Origin of the sequence: Streptomyces sp. NPDC002809 (genome assembly GCF_040295435.1) — a bacterium.
In the GTDB taxonomy this organism is placed as follows: Bacteria; Actinomycetota; Actinomycetes; order Streptomycetales; family Streptomycetaceae; genus Streptomyces.
This window is the reverse complement of sequence record NZ_JBEOVJ010000003.1, coordinates 125496-142844: the sequence shown is the minus strand read 5'-3', so window position 1 is coordinate 142844 and position 17349 is coordinate 125496. Positions and strand designations below refer to the sequence as shown.

The following is a 17349-nucleotide window of genomic DNA, read 5'->3' as shown; positions in this document are numbered from 1 at the left end:
CCCCCCGACCCGTTGCCTGCCGCCCCACCCTAAGGGCTGTCCCACGGCCCGGTCCGAGCCGATATTCCGGGGCTGCCCGGCAGGCCCTTCGGGTCCGGTGCGCCGGTGGCGTCGGGCGGCCGATTCCGGGTTCCGTCCGGCGCCGGGCCGCGGTGCCGGACCAGAGGCAGGTACACCTCGTCGACGATCTCCACGAGGACGTCGTCGGGTGCCGTGGGGACTCCGCGCACGACGAACTCGTTGCGCAGCAGGACCATCGCCACGGTGGCGACCCTGGGGTGGAGCGCCTCGGGGGGTGCCTCGCCGCGTGCGACCGCGCGGCCGATGACCGTGAGCCAGGGCGCGGCCGCGGTGTCGCCGGACTGGTCCTGGAGTTGGGCCAGGAGCTCCGTCGTGCCGCCGGCGGCGGAGAGCAGTTCGCGCAGGATCGCACCGAAGGGGGAGCTCCAGTTGCGGTTCGCCCGGCGCAGCAGCTCCAGGACGTCGCCGCGCAGCGTGCCGGTGTCGGGCGGCTGGACGGTCGTGGCCAGTTGCCGGTACGCGGCGATGCCGAGCGCGAGGCGGTTGGGCCAACGCCGGTAGAGGGCGTTCTTGTTGGTGCCAGCGCGGGCCGCGACCTTGTCCATGGTCAGCCCGGCGTACCCCGATGCGGTGAGCTCGTCCGCCGCGGCGCGCAGGATCGCCTCCTCGAGGACGGCTCCGCGTCTCCGCGTCTGCCCGGAGCCCGGTCGCTCCCTCGCGTCACCCGTCATGTCGGCGCCCTTCCGTGATCGGTACTGGTCGTACCCTCCCATTCTCCTGGCATGCCCCGGCGGACGGAAATTAAGGTACGGTCCGTACCGTAAATGTTTCCGCCAGGAGTGGAGGCGACACATGCGCGCCAAAGGCATCAGTTACGACACCGGCTTCGTCCGGGGCGGGATGACCTCCCGCAAGCACTTCGACCCCGAGACGGTACGGCGGGAGCTGCGCGTCATCCGGGACGACCTGAACTGCAACGCGGTCCGTGTGATGGGCGGCGACCCGGACCGAGTGGAGTTCGCGGCCGCCTGCGCCGCCGACCTCGGCCTTGAGGTGTGGTTCTCGCCCTATCCCCTTGAGCTGACCGTGGACGAGATGCTGGATCTGTTCGCCGACTGCGCCGAGCGCGCGGAGCGGCTCAGGCTGCGGGGTGCCGAGGTCGTGTTCGTCACCGGTGCCGAACTGAGCCTGATGAACAAGGGATTCCTGCCCGGCGACAGCACGGACGAGCGGGTCGCGCTGCTGAGCAGTCCGGACCGGGTGCGCGAGGTCATCGGTGAGGTCGGCGCGCGCGTCAACGAGTTCCTCGGCCGGGCCGCGGCGCTCGTGCGTGAGCGCTTCGGAGGCCGGGTCACCTACGCGGCCGTGCCGCTGGAACGCGTCGACTGGACGCCCTTCGACATCATGTCCCTCGACCTCTACCGGTCGGCCGAGGTCGCAGGCGCGTTCGCCGACGGCGTGCACGCCCTCGTCGCGCAGGGCAAGCCGGTGGCCGTCACCGAGTTCGGCGCCGCCGGCTACCTCGGAGCCGGCGACCGGGGCGCGCGCGGCCTGGAGATCGTCGAGTACGACAAGGAAGGTGCTCCCGTCCGGCTGGACGGGGTGTACGAGCGCGACGAGGCAGGACAGGCCGCCTATCTGCGCGAACTGCTGGAGGCCTTCGAGGCCGGAGGCATCGACAGCGCCTTCGTCTTCACCTTCGCTCTGTACGACCATGTGCACCGTCCCGACGGCGACCCCCGCGACGACCTCGACCGGGCGAGCTACGGCATCGTCAAGGTCTTCGAGGACCGGCACGGAACCACGTACCCCGGCCTTTCATGGGAACCCAAGGCCGCGTTCGCCGCCGTCGCCGGCCACTACGGAGAGCGCTGAGCGCCGGGCGGCCGTCGCTAGGCGAACCGCTCAACGGGTGTGCGCACCCCCGCCCGGAAGTCGGTCAGAGCAGCACTGAGGTCGCGCGCGGAGCCGGAGAAGAGCACCGACCGGTCGGCCGCCACGAGGATGGTCCCGCCGCCCCGCACCCGGTGCACGACCGCCACAGCGTCGTCCTCGGGCAGCAGCACATGGCCGAGATCGGCGCCCGGTGAGATGTGGCCGTACAGCGCCTCGCCGAACTCGAGGAGCCGTTGCTGCTCGGGCGTGGGCTGCGGGGCGTCCGCGGCTGTCCCCGTGCTCGCGTCGCTCATCCCGCCACCCCGTCCTCGCCGGAGGCCGCCGCGAGCTCCGCGATCAGGTCCGGGTCCCGCATCCCGGCCAGGGCGTACCCCTCGGCCTCGTCCCACGGAACGTCGAGATCGTCCATGTGCACGCGCCACCGCGCATCGGGCAGGGCCCGGCGCAACTCCGTCACGGAATCCAGCACATGGGCGATCACGGGCATCAGACGGCCGGGATCGAACGGCATCTTGGTGGACCCGGCGACGATCTCCTCCGGCTCGGAGGAACGCGGGTCCCACACGTACAGGCTTTCCTCGTCGGCGTACGGGAACGACGCCATGTGTGCCGCGACGACGCGCTCCACGGAGGCGGACTCGGTCTCGGTCAGCGGGGTCGCGCGGTGCGCGTTGTAGTAGAGGGAGACGCTCATGACGGGAGCGTACGACGAGGGTGTGACAACGGCGTCCGTGCGTCGGGAGAGCTGCCGGGCGCGGGGACAGCCGCCGCGGACCACGCCGGAGGCGCGGCCCGCCGGAGACGGGCCCGGAGCTCCTCCCCGGCCGCGTCGAACTCGGCGGGCAGGCCCGGCAGGAGGGCGAGGGCGGCGGTGACGAGTTCCGCCGGCGCCCCCGGGTCCGCACGTACCGCCCGGACCAGTACGTCCGCGTCCATAAGGGCCAGCCGGTGACGCCACGCGGGATGCGCGTGCGTTGCCGCGTAGTGGGCGGTCAGGACTTCGGCGGGGGCCAGCCCGGCCTCGTACCGGCGCAGGAACACGGCGAGGCCGTACTGGTTGACCAAACCGCAGATGTCCTCGGGCCGGGCCGAGTTGCGGCGGTGGGCGTCATGGATCTCGTAGACGATGGCGTACACGAGGTCGCGCTCCCGCTCCGTGTGCGGCACAGGGAACGGCTCGTCGCGAAACAGCGCCTCCACGTCCGCCGGACCGACGCATGGGCGACTGCCCGTGTCGCCGCCGACCGTCAGGCGTACGACGCCGAGCGCGACGGCCTCCTCCGAGAGCGTGCGCACGTACCGAAGGCCGTCGCCCGTCTCCGGCCCGGAGTCCGGACAGGCCGCCCGTACCTCGGCGACGGTCGGCCCGTCCGTCCACGCGAGCGTCCACGCGCCCAGGGAATCGCACCATGCGGCCTCGACCACCCCATGGCGGTGGCGGTCGAGGCCGAACCGTTCGGTGAGCGAACGGGCGAGTCGGTGAAGGCGCGTCGCGCGGTCGGAAGCCATCGGGGTCAGTATCCGCCGGGCCGGTATCGGGGTCGGCATCCGGCGCTCCCGGTCCGCAGGGGTTCTCGCCGGACACGGCCGGGCGGCCGGGTGCCCCGGCGGCGCGGCTCGTGACGCCTGCGACGGCCGGCCGGCCCGTGACGTCCCCTGCGACGCCCCGGCCCCGGCCCGTCCGCGACGCCCCGTTCAGCCCGTGACGTCCGTGGCTTCGGCCGGCCGCCGGATGGTCATCGGCTCGGCGAGTACGAGGTCCGGGACCTGTTCCACATGGCCGAAGTGCGCGGTCGTGAAGTGCCCGGCCAGTGCGGCGGCATCCGTCCACTCCTCCACGATCACCATGCGGGCGGGACGGTTGGGACCGGCATTCACGGACGGACGGACGGGGCCGGAGCCCGCGCCCGGTGACCCGAGACGCGAACGGTGATATGAGTGACGTCGGGTGCCGCGGACAGGCGCCCTGTGCCCGGAGAGACGTCCGCGACCGGAGAGACGTCCGGTGCCGGAGAGACGGCCGACCCGGCATGCGGGCCGACCGGAGAAGCGGCCGAGCCGTCGGCGGGCGCCACCCGCGCCCGCCATCCGGAGGAACCGGGTGTACCGGGCGGGAACGGGAGCAGAAGAGGATGGGCAGTACACGGCGTCCCCACGGCCTTCGCGCGCGAGGTATCCCACCGTGCCGAACCTCCTACATCCCCGGAGCCTCATCCGTGTTCAGCAAGACCAGCGCCACCGCCGCCGGGGCACCGCCCCGCACGGACGGCTGCCCCGAGACGAGCCGTCCGGAAACCGGGCACTCCCGGCCCGGCCGCCCCGGGACGCCACGAAGCTGGCCCGTCGCGCTGCGGCGGACGCCCGTCTCCCTGTGGAACGACGACCTGTCGGACTGGGCGGCGGCCCTCACGTACTACGCCATCCTCGCGCTGCTCCCCGCACTCCTGGTGACGGTGTCCGTCATCGGCCTGGCCAACCCCCATGCCACGCACGCGCTGATCACCGATATCACGGCCTTCGCCCCGGCGGAGTCCGGTGCCGCACTGCGCCAGCCCCTGGAGGCCGCCACCCAGCAGCGCACGGCGGTGTGGCTGCTGGTCGCGACCGGGACCGTCAGCGCGGTCTGGTCCGCGTCCAGCTATCTGGCCGTGTTCCGGCGCGCGCTGCACGCGATGCACGGTGTGCCGGACACCCGGCCCGCCCTGCGCAAGGCCCACACCATCGTGGCCTCCGCGGTCGGGCTGCTGCTGCTCCTGATGACCAGCGCGTTCGCCCTCGTGCTCTCCGGTCCGCTGGCCCGCTGGCTCGGGCACCGGATGGGGCTCGCGCATCTGGAGGACGCGGTGTGGGCGGTGCTCAAGTGGCCGGTGCTGCTCTGCCTGGTCGCCTGCCTGATCATGGTCCTCTTCCGGACCGGACCGGCATCCGCGCGCGGTACGCGGCAGGGGCTGCCGGGCGGGGTGCTGGCGGCTCTGCTGTGGCTGGTGGCCTCGGCGGGATTCGCGCTGTACGCGACGTACATCGGGTCCTACAGCAGGCTGTACGGGTCACTGGCCGGGCTGGTGGTGTTCCTGATCTGGGTGTGGTTCACCAACCTGGCGCTGCTGACCGGCGCCCAGTTCAACGTCGAGCTGGACCGGGCGCGGCGCAGCGTTCCGTAGCGCTCAGTCGCCCGTGGTGCCGTCGACGATCTCCCGGATGATGTCGATGTGGCCGTTGTGCCGGGCGGTCTCCTCGACGAGGTGCAGCAGGACCCAGCGCAGATCGGGGTGGCGTCCGTCCCTGCGCGGCTGCTTGGCCGGGGTGTCCAGGTCGTGCGCCGCGACGAGCTCGCGGTACCGGGCGCACTGCTCCTCGTACTCCGCCAGCACGACGGCGAGCGGCATGTCGACGGCGATGCGCATCTCGCGGTCGGGATCCTCGTCCGTCCACGGGCCCTTGTCCTCCCCGCCGAGGAACGCGACCTCGAACCAGAAGTACTCGACCCACCGGAGGTGGTTGACGAGGCCCGCGAGGGTCATCAGGGGAGAGCCCGGGAGCGGGGCCCTGACCGCGTCCTCCTGCGAGAGGCCTTCGCACTTGGCCACGGCGGTGGCGCGGGCGTAGTCGAGGAAGGTGATCAGCTGGGTGCGCTCGTCCCATGCGGGAGGCGAATCGGTGCGTGTCATCGCCGTACACGATCGCCGGTTCAACATGAGCCTGTCCAACACTTAACAGTCGCGTCGCAGTCGCCCCCGCCCAGCCGTGCCGCAGTCGCCCCCTGCCCAGCCGCGCCGCAGTCGTACCCCCGTCGCAGTGGCAGCCCCGCCGCGGCCGCGCGCTCGGCCGGCATGCGCGCGAAGGACCGGGGCTCCTGGCACGGCGCCCCGCGGCCCATTGGGGTCCGCCGGTGGGTCCGTGGGCCCACGCACCGGCCGACGGTGCTCATTACGCTCGTGGTGACCGACGTGAGCCCCCGGCAATGCCGCCCGACCGGCGGCCGGACGGGTGCGCTCGCGTGCACAGGGATCTTCACGCTCTACCCGACCAGCAGGGTGGCCACCTCTCATCCGGCGTGTGCCCGGGTGATCGGGGTGCCCGGACTTTCTTCATGAGGTGACGTGTCGATGAGTGACGGATTCTTCTACTCGTACCACCTGGGCTGGAGCCGCCCCGACGCCGAGTCGATACTCGGTGACCTGGAGGCGGCGGGCGTGCGGCCCGATCATCCGGCCACCCGGCGCATCACGCTGATCGGGTCGGGGCCCCGGCAGACGTGCACCCAGTCATGGGTGACCAGGGACCAACTCGTGCTCCTGACCGGTCTGCAACGGCTGGACCAGGTCGACTTCCTGCTCTGGCTGCGCAACGGCGCCGAGATCCCCGCCCGGGTCCGGCGGACGGACGACGGCACGGTGGAGGTGCAGTTCGCCCTCGGGGGCCTGAGCGGGGACGAGCGGGAGACGGTCGTCCGCGCGGTGCGGGAGGCGATCGGGAGGGCGTCGGTGCTCTGTGTCGGCTTCGTGGTCGACCGGGACGGCGCGTCGGCCGCCACCGACTGGAGGGGGTTCATCGACAAGGGGACGGTCTACTTCGACCACTGGCCGGACACGCTCGCGGTGCGGCCGGAAGTGGCGGCGCTGCAACCGCAGTTGTCCGGTGTGAACTCCTTCGAGCAGTCGCCCTGGGTCGTGTACGGAAGCGACGTGCCCAACCGGTAGGGGCGGGGCCGGCGAGGACTCGGTCCGGGCGCGGTTCAGGCGTCGGGATTCTCGCCCGCGGCCACCTTGAGTACCCGGTCGACCCGGCTCTTCGCGATCGGCTGCATGTCGGCGGTGTTCTTCAGGTCCGTCCCCCAGAGAGTGATGACGACCGATCCGGTCCGCAGGAAGACCTTGGCGCTGTAGTCGTCCTCACCGCGCTCTTCGGAGAGTGCGTCCGTGTACGGCGCCGCCGTCGTGATCCTCAGAGGCTCGGCGTCCGGGGATTCCTCGTGTTCGGCGGCTGCCATCGCCTTCACCGTGACCGCCGCGTTTTCCGCGGAGTCGAACGAGTAGGCCTTGATGTACATGGTCTGCCCGTCGTCGCTCGCCTGCAGCTCCTCCAGCGTCTGGTTCTCCAGCAGCCTCATCGCCATCGCCGTCAGCCCCGCGCATCCCGTCTCGGCCTCAAGCCTGCAGGCCGTCACGGCCTTCGGGCCCTCATAGACATCGGAACTGCGACCGCCCCAGTCCTCGGGGATGCCCTCGCCCCCGGAAATGGCCGTATCCAGCTGCGCCGCTGTCAGCACGGCCGGGGCCTTCTCTTCATGCCCTTCGAGGGAGTCGCCGTCCTGCCGACCGCTGCCCCCACTTCCCGCGGCGGACGAGTTCTCGCCGCCGCATGCGGTCAAGGCGGCCACGAGAACCGCGGACAAAGCCACCGCACGCACCACTGCACTCACTGCAACCCCCCGTGTATCGCGACTACTTGAAGCACAGTCAAGCGGACTTCGACGCCGCGACGCCACTGCGTTGAACGCGTGCCGCTCCCCGCGTGCGCCCGAAGGGTCCTAACCGCCGACCCCGGTGCCGGCCAGCACCGCGACGACGCCGGCGGTGACGCTGATCCCCCCGATGTACGCCGTGGCGCCGGCCCCGCCGTCCCGCCAGTAGTCCGGCGTCGCCTGCGAGGACTCCGCGTCGGTGTCCTCCATCAGACGGTCCACGGACAGACCCACCGCTGCTCCGGTCGCCAGGATGACCACAGGCATCAGGAACCCCTCGATGCCGGAGACCTGCCACTCCACCGCGTAACTGTGCCCGTAGCCGTACCCGTAGCCGAGGGCGGCCAGCGGGACGACCAGGGCGGCCGACAGGTACAGGGGCCGGGACCCGCGCCGGTCCTCGGGGAGGGTGCGGGCGGCGGCCAGCACGGTCAGCACGGTGGTGAGGACCGCGGGTACGTGCTGCAGCCCCAGCCGCCAGGCGAAGACGTCCAGCCGCTCGTCGGTGGCCAGCAGGTCGACGAGCCCGCGGGAGATCACGTATCCGGAGACGACATGGACGACGGCACCGGCGGCCCAGCACCGGACCAGTGCGAACAGCACGCCCTCACCGAACCGGCGTCCGCTTCCCGCCCGGCTCCCCGCCCGGCTCCCCGCCCGGCTTTCGGTCCGGCCTCCCGCCCGGCCCCGACCGTGCTCCGGGGGCCGGCGTCCCCCGCTTCCGGTTCCCCGGCCGTCTCCACCGTTCACGGTTTTCTCCCTCTCCGGCGCTCGTCCCGCTGTCTGTGCCCGTACTGCCGAATCCGGCTGTGGCGTGAGCGTACGGCTGGAAAAGACGCCTGACCCGGGCCCGCAGCCCCAATGCCGGGCCCAGGATGCCCGCCGGGTGCGTGCGCGCTCGCGGGCGGGCGGTATTTGGGCCCGCGGGCCCAAGACGCCTGGCCGGAGGGGTCGTTACGGTCGGCCTATGGCATCCATGGGGGAGTTGCGCCGACGGTTTCTCGGGGTGCGGCGCGGGGTGCGGCGTGCCGTGCCGCGCACCGGTGTGCGGTTGCCGGGGGCCCGTGGGCGGCGTGACCGGGGGCAGGGCGCGCTGGAGTACGTGGGGCTGACCCTGGTGGTCGTGGCGATCGTCGGCGCCCTGATCGCCACGGGGGTCGGGGCGGATCTCGCGCAGAAGATGGGCGTGGAGGTCTGCAAGGTCACCGGCGGCGGGAACTGCGGCGGTGACGACGGCGGGGAGGCACAGGACGGTGCGAACCGTCCGGGTGACGGGGACCCTGCATCGGACGAGAACCAGGACGGGTCGCCGAAGTCGCCCGAGCAGACCGCGTACGACAAGGCCCTGAAGGATCTCCAGGACGCGCAGAAGGACGAGAAGTCCAACAGCGACAAGGCGATCGAGGCCGCGAAGGAACTCGCGAAGATCCTCGCCGACGAGCTCGGCATCACCGACGCCCTGGACTGCATCACCAAGGGCGACATGGGTGCCTGCACCGAAACCCTCATCAACGTCCTGCTCAGCCTCGTCGGCGGCGCGGTCGGGAAACTCGCCGCGAAGTACGGGGCGCCCTGGAAGTGGAAAAAGGCCTACAAGCTCATCCAGGCCCTCAAGAAGCACGGCGGCGACCTCTACGACGGCCTCAAGGGGCTCATCAAGAGCCGAAAGAAGGTCAAGGACGCCGAAAAGGCGTTGGAGGACGCGGGAAAGAAGCTCGACGGCACCAAGAAGCCCAAGAAGGACGACAAACCCGACGAGAAGAAGCCGACCACCTGCCCCGCGAAGCACAGCTTCCTGGCAGGTACCCCGGTGCTCCTCGCCGACGGCCGCACCCTGTCCATCGAGGCGGTCCGCCCCGGTGACCTGGTGACCGCCACCGATCCGGTGACCGGCGGGACCGGAGTCCGACGGGTCGAGCGGACCATCACCACCTACGACGACAAGCACTTCACCCGGCTGACCGTCCGGACCGGCGGGGCACCCGGCCGTCTGACCGCCACCGACAGCCACCCGTTCTGGGTTCCCGGCGAACGGCGCTGGACGGAGGCGGGCGACATCGGCCGCGGCGACACGCTGCGCAGCGAGACCGGCGGCACGCTGACCGTCACCGGAGTCACGCGGTTCACCCGGCGGCAGACGACGTACGACCTGACGGTCGAGGGCGTCCACACCTACTACGTCGGCATCGGCACCGCGAACGTGCTCGTCCACAACAACGACTGCGACATGGCGCCGGAAGAGGTCGACGCGGCGCGCAACCCCGGCGTGGGCGAAGGGGACCCCAAGAAGTTCAAGGACCACTTCCTGCGTCACAAGAAGGTGGTCGAGGACGCGCTCGGCACCAAGTACAAGAAGCTCAAGGAGGACGGTCCGCGGTTCCGGGAGGACATCGCGAAGGCCGTCAAGGACGGCACGTTCAAGCTGGTCGGCAAGGGCACGTTGAAGAAGGGCGAGCCCGAGGGGCTGATCTATCGTGGCAACGGCGTGACGATCGTCCTCAAGGAGAACGGCGACTTCTGGACCGCGCTCAAGAGCGGCGAGGGCATGGACACCGCCATCGAGATCACCAAGAAGGTGCCGGTGAAGTAGCCGGCACGGCAGGCATCCGGCCGGTGGCCGGGCGGGAGCGGGGAGCGGACATGAGCGGTTGGACGACGGCCGAGACGGCACTGCGCGACCACTCCGTCCGCGACGTCCTCGTTCCCGGACTGCTGGACCGTGACGGGGAGTTCCCCGAGTTCCGCCCGCAACCCCTCGCCGTCTGGCTCCGGTTGGACGAGGGACTGCTGCGGTTCGAGTCCGTCGGCCAGTACGACCGGCTGGACACCGCGTCGGTGACCGGCATCGAGTGGGACGGCATCGACGTGCTGGCCGACGCCGAGGACGAGGTGATCGTCGCCTCGTACGGCGAGCAGCTCTTCGGCGACGGACGGGACACGCTGCGCTGCACCCGCCTGCGCGTCTACCGCGTGCCCGGTGCCGACGACACCGCATGCACCTGCCTGGCCCTCGACTTCGAGGGCGGGCACACCCTGTTCCTCGACCCGACCTGGACCTTCGGCATCAGGATCGGCAACGCGTCGGACGAACAGCGGTGGCTCACGCTGTACGGCGCAGAGGGAGAAGCCCTCGTCGCCGAGGTGGACCTGTCCGAAAAGGCCTGACAAGGCCCGACGGGGACGAGAACGCGGTTCCCGGGATCAGGGGAGCTTGGCGGCCTGAGCGGCGACGAGTCCGGCCGGGAGCTGCGGGGCCCTCGCCGTGAGGAAGTCGGCCACGTAGAACGTGACGACGGTCGACCCGGTCCGCACCAGCTGGAAGACCAGCGGCACCTTGTCGCCCTCGATGCTCCCGGTCACCTGATAGGCGATGCTCTCCTGGCCCGCCGGAGGCAGCGGGAGCTGCTTGACCTCGCTGTATGTGGAGGGGCCGTCCTCGCTCGACGTACGGAAGCCGCCCGCGCAGGCCCGGACCGCGTCCCGGACACTGCGCATGAGCTGCGGCGCGGCGTCCCCGGCGTGCGAAGTGAGGATCTCGGTGACGACGGTCTGGTCGTCCTTGCCCTCCTCCGACGTGTCCATGACGGTACGGAAGACAGTGGCGGCAGGGCCGGTCCCGGGGGCGCCGTTGATCACTGCGGCGAGCGGCTGGCAGTCCTTGTTCTCGGAGCGCTCCGTGCCGGTCTCCTCGCCGCCCTGCAGCGGTGCGACCTCGTAGCCCGCCACCTCGCCGGTTTTGAGCGCGATCCCGGCCAGCCCGGTCTTGTCGAGGACCTCGCCGGTGCTGGTGGGGGTCGATGTGGGGGACGGGGCGGCGGATTCGCCGGCGGCAGGATCCGAGGCGGGCTTCCCGCCCGGCTTCCCGCCCGGTTCAGCGGTCGTGCCCGCGGCCTTTCCGCCGTCCCGCCCGGACGTCCCGCCGTCCTGCCCGCAGGCGACGGCCGCCAGGCAGAGCGCTGCTGCGGTGGCCGCGATGGCTGCCGTACGTGCCTTCGTCACTGACCTGCTCCTGACCGGCGAACCGCTGCTGCCGACGCTGTTCCCGCACGGACTTGGCACGGTAACAACAGGAGCCCACCGGATGCTTGGGCCCACGGGCCCAGGTCACGGCGGTCCGGAGCCGAGCAGCGTCCACGCCCCGTACGCCGCCGACGCCACGGCGAGCACCGCGACGACGGTCGCCGTACGGGCCGTGGAGCGCACCCGGGCCAGGGCGACGGCGGGCGGCAGCAGGAGCGGGAAGGCGGGCATCATCAGCCGCGGCCGGGAACCGAAGTACCCGGAGCCGATCAGTGAGATGACGACGACGGCGACGCCGTAGACGAGTACGGGCAGCGGCTGGCGCTGCCGCACGCACAACGACACCAGCCAGCCGAGGCCGGCCAGCGCCGCGCACAGCCCGAGCATGCCGGGCAGCGGCAGGCCGAAGATGAAGGAGGCGAGGGCCGCTCCGCCGTCGATGCTGTTGCCCCACTGCGCCTGGACGTCGAAGTAGGCGAACGGGCTGCCCTCCCGCACCGCGACGAACACCACGTACGCGAGCCAGCCCAGCGGCGCGATGACCACCCCCAGCAGCATCCGGCCGTTACGGCGGACGATGCCGTCCGCGGCGCCGGCCCGGTACTCCCGAACGAGGGTGACGGCTGCCGTGACCGCGAGGGCGGCGATCAGCGCGGCGGCGGAGGGGCGGGTCAGCCCGGCGAGCACGCACAGGGCGCCCGCCACGATCCACCGCCGGGTCAGCGCGGCGTACAGCGACCACGCGGCGAGCGCGGTGAACAGGGTTTCGGTGTACGCCATCGACTGGACGAACGCCGTCGGATACACCCCCCACAGCGTGGCCAGCACCACCCCGGCCCGGCGCCCGTACAGCCGCGCCCCGATGGCGAAGATCCCCCAGGCGGCGAGGAGTCCGGCAGTCCAGGCCACCAGCAGCCCGGCGCCTGCGAGGCCGAGCGGGGTCACCTCCTCTATGCCGCGCTCCAGCGCGGGCAGCAGCGGGAAGAAGGCCAGGTCGGAGTGGACGCCCACGTCCGGGAGCGTGACCGTGTACCCGTAACCGTTCTCGGCGACCCGCTGGTACCAGACGGAATCCCACCGCTCACCGAGCAGATGCAGCGCGTCCTTCCCGGCGGCCGACGCGGCGGCCCAGAAGACGAGGAGCCCGACGACCCGCACCGCGGCGTACGCGCCGAGCGCCGGTGCGGCCACGGCGAGGGCGGCGGCGGCCCGTCCGCGGATCGGGCGGTGCTCAGGGTGCGGCCGGGCGGGGGTGACCTGGGAGGAGGGTGCGGCGGGCATACGGCCGATTATCTCTGCCGGCCCGCACGTCTGCGGGCGGGGTTCCGTGGTGCGGGGGTTCTGTGGTGCGGGGTTCTGTGGTGCGGGGTTCCGTCCTCAAGCGCCGGACGGGCTGGGTTTGTGCGGGTGCCCCCGTGGGGTGCGGGGTTCGCCATGTGCCGTGGGTGGGGTCCGGGGCCCCTCCGGGGCGTCTCCTCAAACGACGAACGTTCCGCCGGTACGTGATGTGGTCCGGGTATGTGTTCGTCGTCCTGCGGGGACTCCCCTGCACGGCCCCGGACCGGCCGTCCTGCGTCTGCGGCAGTCGCTGGGCCGGTGTGCAGACGCGGCTGATGCAGGGTGGGGACGTGCAGGGGAGTCCCCGCAGGAAATGGCGTACGACCCGGGTTCATCACGGCCCCGGGTGCACACGCCATTTCTGAGGAGACGCCCCGGAGGGGCACCACCCCCACCCACCGGACACGGCGCACCCCGCGGGGACACCCGCACCCGAGCCCGTCCGGCGATTGAGGACGGAACCCCGCACCACAGGACCCCGCACCACAGGACCCCGCACCCCGCAAGGGAACCCCGCACCCCGGCCGGGGGCCCCGTCGGCCTCGGCCGGAGCCCGGTCAGCCGGTCTGCGCGATCCGTACCTGAGTACCGGGCCGCAGCCCCCACTTCGCCATCGCGCCGGCATCCGACTCGATCACGTGCCGGGCCCGCAGCCGGGGCAGGCCCAGCCGCCCGGGCTTCATCGTGTGCACGGCCACGACGTTGAACTTCCGGTCCAGATAGGCCACATCGATCGTGAACCGCATCCGGAAGGAGTGCACGCTCCCGCAAGGCGTGATCATCAGCGCGCCGTCGACCCCGTCCTGACCGAGCAGCCCACGGGTCCGGTGACGGTACGAGGCCGCGATCCGCAGTGGCACCACGGTCTCCCGTTCCCCGTCCCGGTCCGTGATGGTCAGCGTTCCTGTTCCATTGCGCCATCGAGCCATGGCCACGACGGTAGCGCCACGTGACGGCCTCTGGGTCCGTATTGGAGCGGAGTGGGCCCCAGGGCCCATGGCCGGTGTCAGCGGGGCCGTCTAGGGTTCATGCCGTGTACGCCATGCTGATAGGGATCGCCGCCCTTTGGGGGGCCGCGACCGGACTGCTGGTACCGCGCGCCGCCTACCGGTTCTCCGTCGAACCGGACGACGCGTGGCGGGATGCCTGCCCGGCCGGCCACACTCTCACCGGGCCCGGCCGCGGCTGGCTCGGCTCCACGCGCTGTACGACCTGCGCCGAGGTGGGCACGGCAGCCGGGCCTGGGCTCGCCGGGCCCGATCCGGTGGACGACGCGGGGCCGGACCCGGCCGGCGATGCGGGCGACGGAACCGGCGAGGCCGACGGCCCGGCCACCGCACCCCCAGTCACCGCACCCCCAGTCACCGCACCCCCCGCACCGCGCCGGAGCGGTGCGCGCTATGCCCCGCACATCGTGGCCCCCGTCGTCACCGCCCTCGGCTGTGCCGCCCTCGCCGCGACCACCGGGGCGCGCCCCGAGCTCGCCGTCTGGCTGCTGCTCACTCCCGTCGGCGTGCTCCTCGCGACCATCGACCGCCGTGTCCACCGGCTGCCGGACCGGCTGACGCTGCCGGCCGCCGCCGTGGCCGCCGTGCTCCTGGGCCTCGCGGCCCTGCTGCCGGAGCACGGTGGCGCCTGGCTGTCCGCCCTGCTCGGCGGAGCCGCCCTCGGTGCGTTCTACTTCCTGCTCTTCCTCATCAACCCGAACGGGATGGGCTTCGGTGACGTCAAGCTCGCCCTCTCCCTGGGCGTGGCCCTCGGCTGGTACGGCTGGGCCGTCGTGTTCGCCGGGGGGTTCGCGGGGTTCCTGTTCGGTGCGGTGTACGGGCTTGTGCTGGTGGTCATGCGGCGTGCCGGGCGGAAGACGGGCATCCCGTTCGGCCCGTTCATGATCGCGGGCGCGCTGCTGGGCATCCTGTTCGGCGGACTGGCCGCCTGAGAGACGTCCCCGGACGGTCTCCGCCTCTCCGGCGCGCCGTAAATGCGGTCGCGGTCGGCGGTGCCGGCTGCCACCATCCCCGTATGACGGCAACCCCCGATGACGCGCAAGCAGCCGAAGCGCCGGCAGCGGCAGAAGCCGCGGCAGCCGAGGAACGGGCCCGGTTCGAGGCCCTGGTCGCCGAGGCCGACGCCGTCTCCCTGGCCGGCTGGGACTTCTCCTGGCTCGACGGCCGGGCCACCGAGGAGCGCCCCTCCTGGGGGTACGCCCGCGCCATGGGGGAGCGCCTCGGCCGGGCGAGGGCGGCGCTCGACATCCAGACCGGGGGCGGTGAAGTGCTTGCCTCCGCGCCGGAGTTGCCGCCGCTGACCGTGGCCACCGAGGGCTGGCCGCCGAACATCGCCCGCGCCACCGCCCTTCTGCATCCGCTGGGGGCCGTGGTCGTCGCGGACGAGGACAAGCCGCCGCTGCCGTTCGGCGACGCCGCCTTCGACCTGGTGGTCAGCCGCCATCCGGTGACCACGTGGTGGGAGGAGATCGCCCGGGTCCTGGCCCCCGGCGGCACGTACTTCTCGCAGCAGGTCGGCCCGGCCAGCGTCTTCGAGCTCGTCGAGTACTTCCTCGGCCCGCAGCCGCCGGAGGTGCGGGGCGGCCGCGACCCGGAACAGGCGCGCGCGGCGGCCGAGGCGGCCGGTCTCGACGTCGTCGACCTGCGGATGGAGCGGCTGCGCACCGAGTTCCTCGACATCGGCGCCGTCGTCTACTTCCTGCGCAAGGTGATCTGGATGGTGCCCGGCTTCACCGTCGGCGCGTACCGGAACCAACTGGCCGCGCTGCACCACCGGATCGGGACCGAGGGGCCGTTCGTCGCCCACACCACCCGCTTTCTGATCGAGGCCCGCAAACCCGGGTGAGCCCGAACACCCTTCCCGCGCCCGAAGGGTGGCACCCTGGGGGCTGAGCGCACGGGGAAGGAGCAGGCCATGAGGGTCGGCAACGACGAGGATGCCGCGCGCGGCCCGCGGCAGGGGAACTCCGAATGGCTCAGAGGCGCCCGGATCGTCGGCGTCCTCGGCATCTTCTACCGGCCCGAGGGGCGCATGGGCGAGCCGGAGGCCGTCGCCTTCCTGCTGGCCGACGGCCAGTCCGTGCTCCTGACCTGCGCGTCCGACGGCACCCTGCACGTCGGTGCCGGTACCTGGCCGCATCTTCCCGACTGGTGCGTACCCGCCGCCCAGTGGGAGTTCGCCGAGATGGCACGGCTGCCGCAGCCGCCCGACGGTGGCTGGACGGTGCTGCGCACCGAGGAGCGCAGGGACGAGCACGGCGAGGTGCACGAGGCCGTCATCCGTTGCGAGGGCGGCCGCTTCGTGGTGACCGGCGGCGACACCGTGGGCATCCGCTTCACCCGGGGCCACCGGGGCGCCGCCGCGACGACCTGACGGCGCGCGAGGCGGACCGGGTCCGGCGGAGCCCGCCTACGCGTGCCCCCCGACCGTAACCTCGCCCACCGTCAGCTCCGGTTTTCCCTCCATCACCTCACCCACCCGCTCCACCTGCCGCTCCAGCTCCCGGAGCTGTCCGGCCGTCAGCGGGGACAGCGGTTCCACCGTCACCGCGATCCGCCGGCCCGAGCGGCGCTGGTGCCACACCCCCGCCACGGTGCCGTCGATGAGCAGCACCGGGAAGTTCCCCGCCTGGCCGCCCGCCAGTGCCCGGGTGGAGGCCGCGCCGGGGAAGAGCCTCTCGCGGGGCTGGGACGCGATGACGAACGCGTCGAAGTAGGGGAGCAGCCGCACCCCGCGCACCGGCTGCGAGGGGAAGCCGGTGTCGCCCGCCGCCACCCAGGCCGGGCTGCCGTCCTCGTGCACCACCGTCTCGATCTCCCCGGCGGCCGCCAGGCCCGCGAACAGGTCGGATGCCCAACGAGAGGGGGCGGCCAGCCATTTGGCGAAGTTCTGCGGGGTCGCGGGGCCGTACGCGTGCAGGTAGCGGCCGACGAGCGCGGCGAGCGCCGCAGGTCCGTCGAGCGGGGTGACGTCCGGGCGCGTGTACGTGACCTTGCGGCCGCGGTCCTGGCCGAAACAGAGGAGTCCGCGGTGGGACGCCAGGTGTGTCACCTGTCGCCAGCGCGGCCACAGGGTCTGGAAGGCGGGCACCACCGGCTCGCCGGCCCAGGCCCCGGCGCGGGCGATGACCGCCTCCGTGAGCTCGTCGACGGTCAGCTCCGCGCCGGTCAGGGCATCGGAGATCGCGGCGAGCACCTCCTCGGTCTGCTCCGAGGTCATCCGAACCCCTTCCGGCTGGGTGTTACGGCCCACCGGCAGTGCGGACAACGCTCCTGTCCACAGCGGCAGTTCGGCTCCGGAGACCAGATGGACCGTGCCGCGCGGCCCGAACGTCTTGATCAGGGTCCGGTCCGACCACAGGGCCTTGCGCACATCGGCACGGGTCAGGTCCCGGCTCCGCAGCCCCACGGAGAGCTCGGCGGCGGACAGGACCTGCGCGTGCGCGGCCGGCATCGTCCCGACCACCGCCGCGGGGGCGGCGGCGAGTGGGTCCGTCAGGCCCTGGCGCCCCATCCGGCGGGCGTTCGCTCCGGCCCAGGTCGCGGTTGCGCTTCGCGTCGTCATGAATCGAAAACTACCGGCCCATCAGGTCAGATCCTGTC

General features: G+C 72.3%; 20 protein-coding genes. 8 read left to right on the top strand and 12 right to left on the bottom strand.

Annotated elements, in window-relative coordinates; all coding sequences use genetic code 11:
• Positions 1 to 29 precede the first annotated feature (29 nt).
• Positions 30 to 752 carry a TetR/AcrR family transcriptional regulator gene (locus tag ABT025_RS03090; protein ID WP_350989188.1) on the bottom strand — a complete coding sequence of 241 codons (723 nt, stop codon included), beginning with the start codon at positions 750 to 752 and terminating at the stop codon, positions 30 to 32.
• A 121-nt stretch (positions 753 to 873) separates the two neighbouring features.
• Here ABT025_RS03090 and ABT025_RS03085 point away from each other — a divergent pair, with 121 nt between their 5' ends.
• Entirely contained in the window at positions 874 to 1896 is a 1023-nt protein-coding gene (locus ABT025_RS03085; protein WP_350989186.1) for a glycoside hydrolase family 113 protein, read from the top strand.
• 17 nt (positions 1897 to 1913) lie between these two features.
• On the opposite strand, the gene ABT025_RS03080 is transcribed toward ABT025_RS03085, so the two are convergent.
• The 4 genes from ABT025_RS03080 to ABT025_RS03065 all read right to left on the bottom strand — a co-directional run bounded on the left by ABT025_RS03080 (position 1914) and on the right by ABT025_RS03065 (position 3765).
• On the bottom strand, positions 1914 to 2210 hold the full coding sequence (locus tag ABT025_RS03080; protein ID WP_350989184.1) for a hypothetical protein: 297 nt from the start codon (positions 2208 to 2210) through the stop codon (positions 1914 to 1916).
• A complete protein-coding gene (locus ABT025_RS03075) occupies positions 2207 to 2611 on the bottom strand; it encodes a hypothetical protein (RefSeq protein WP_350989182.1) in 405 nt (134 codons plus the stop codon). The genes ABT025_RS03080 and ABT025_RS03075 overlap by 4 nt, the downstream gene beginning before the upstream one ends.
• Positions 2608 to 3426: a hypothetical protein gene (locus ABT025_RS03070; RefSeq protein ID WP_350989180.1), complete on the bottom strand. Its 819-nt coding sequence runs from the start codon at positions 3424 to 3426 to the stop codon at positions 2608 to 2610. Before ABT025_RS03070 ends, ABT025_RS03075 begins: the two co-directional genes overlap by 4 nt.
• A gap of 186 nt (positions 3427 to 3612) precedes the next feature.
• Positions 3613 to 3765, bottom strand: a complete 153-nt coding sequence (locus tag ABT025_RS03065) for an NIPSNAP family protein (RefSeq protein WP_350989178.1) — start codon at positions 3763 to 3765, stop codon at positions 3613 to 3615.
• Positions 3766 to 4133: 368 nt separating this feature from the next.
• On the opposite strand from ABT025_RS03065, the gene ABT025_RS03060 reads away from it, so the two are divergent.
• On the top strand, positions 4134 to 5078 hold the full coding sequence (locus ABT025_RS03060; RefSeq protein ID WP_350989176.1) for a YihY/virulence factor BrkB family protein: 945 nt from the start codon (positions 4134 to 4136) through the stop codon (positions 5076 to 5078).
• Between the two features lie 3 nt (positions 5079 to 5081).
• Here ABT025_RS03060 and ABT025_RS03055 read toward each other — a convergent pair whose 3' ends face one another.
• Positions 5082 to 5585 carry a DinB family protein gene (locus tag ABT025_RS03055; protein ID WP_350989174.1) on the bottom strand — a complete coding sequence of 168 codons (504 nt, stop codon included), beginning with the start codon at positions 5583 to 5585 and terminating at the stop codon, positions 5082 to 5084.
• A gap of 438 nt (positions 5586 to 6023) precedes the next feature.
• Here ABT025_RS03055 and ABT025_RS03050 point away from each other — a divergent pair, with 438 nt between their 5' ends.
• Complete coding sequence (locus ABT025_RS03050; protein WP_350989172.1) at positions 6024 to 6617, top strand: hypothetical protein; 594 nt, start codon at positions 6024 to 6026, stop codon at positions 6615 to 6617.
• Positions 6618 to 6652: 35 nt separating this feature from the next.
• Here the strand turns inward: ABT025_RS03050 and ABT025_RS03045 are convergent, their stop codons facing one another.
• The gene (locus ABT025_RS03045) at positions 6653 to 7288 is read right to left on the bottom strand and encodes a DUF7373 family lipoprotein (protein WP_350989170.1); all 636 of its coding nucleotides are present in this window, start codon (positions 7286 to 7288) and stop codon (positions 6653 to 6655) included.
• A 159-nt stretch (positions 7289 to 7447) separates the two neighbouring features.
• A complete protein-coding gene (locus ABT025_RS03040; protein ID WP_350989168.1) occupies positions 7448 to 7984 on the bottom strand; it encodes a hypothetical protein in 537 nt (178 codons plus the stop codon).
• A 364-nt stretch (positions 7985 to 8348) separates the two neighbouring features.
• Here ABT025_RS03040 and ABT025_RS03035 point away from each other — a divergent pair, with 364 nt between their 5' ends.
• Together ABT025_RS03035 and ABT025_RS03030 are read left to right on the top strand one after the other, a co-directional pair.
• Entirely contained in the window at positions 8349 to 9971 is a 1623-nt protein-coding gene (locus tag ABT025_RS03035) for a polymorphic toxin-type HINT domain-containing protein (protein WP_350989166.1), read from the top strand.
• A gap of 50 nt (positions 9972 to 10021) precedes the next feature.
• On the top strand, positions 10022 to 10546 hold the full coding sequence (locus tag ABT025_RS03030) for a hypothetical protein (RefSeq protein WP_350989164.1): 525 nt from the start codon (positions 10022 to 10024) through the stop codon (positions 10544 to 10546).
• Positions 10547 to 10582: 36 nt separating this feature from the next.
• Here ABT025_RS03030 and ABT025_RS03025 read toward each other — a convergent pair whose 3' ends face one another.
• The 3 genes from ABT025_RS03025 to ABT025_RS03015 form a co-directional block, all read right to left on the bottom strand.
• A complete protein-coding gene (locus ABT025_RS03025) occupies positions 10583 to 11380 on the bottom strand; it encodes a hypothetical protein (protein WP_350989162.1) in 798 nt (265 codons plus the stop codon).
• A gap of 105 nt (positions 11381 to 11485) precedes the next feature.
• Positions 11486 to 12682, bottom strand: coding sequence for a hypothetical protein (locus ABT025_RS03020; RefSeq protein WP_350989160.1), 1197 nt, complete (start codon positions 12680 to 12682; stop codon positions 11486 to 11488).
• Positions 12683 to 13296: 614 nt separating this feature from the next.
• Positions 13297 to 13668 (bottom strand): DUF192 domain-containing protein, encoded by a 372-nt coding sequence (locus ABT025_RS03015; protein WP_350989158.1) that lies wholly within the window; start codon positions 13666 to 13668, stop codon positions 13297 to 13299.
• Between the two features lie 104 nt (positions 13669 to 13772).
• Between ABT025_RS03015 and ABT025_RS03010 the strand changes: the two genes are divergently transcribed.
• The 3 genes from ABT025_RS03010 (at position 13773) to ABT025_RS03000 (ending at position 16120) form a co-directional block, all read left to right on the top strand.
• Entirely contained in the window at positions 13773 to 14678 is a 906-nt protein-coding gene (locus ABT025_RS03010) for a prepilin peptidase (RefSeq protein ID WP_350989154.1), read from the top strand.
• Between the two features lie 83 nt (positions 14679 to 14761).
• Positions 14762 to 15592 carry a class I SAM-dependent methyltransferase gene (locus ABT025_RS03005; RefSeq protein ID WP_350989152.1) on the top strand — a complete coding sequence of 277 codons (831 nt, stop codon included), beginning with the start codon at positions 14762 to 14764 and terminating at the stop codon, positions 15590 to 15592.
• Between the two features lie 69 nt (positions 15593 to 15661).
• Complete coding sequence (locus ABT025_RS03000; RefSeq protein WP_350989150.1) at positions 15662 to 16120, top strand: hypothetical protein; 459 nt, start codon at positions 15662 to 15664, stop codon at positions 16118 to 16120.
• Positions 16121 to 16156: 36 nt separating this feature from the next.
• On the opposite strand, the gene ABT025_RS02995 is transcribed toward ABT025_RS03000, so the two are convergent.
• Positions 16157 to 17311 carry a winged helix DNA-binding domain-containing protein gene (locus ABT025_RS02995; protein ID WP_350989148.1) on the bottom strand — a complete coding sequence of 385 codons (1155 nt, stop codon included), beginning with the start codon at positions 17309 to 17311 and terminating at the stop codon, positions 16157 to 16159.
• Between the last annotated feature and the right edge of the window lie 38 nt (positions 17312 to 17349).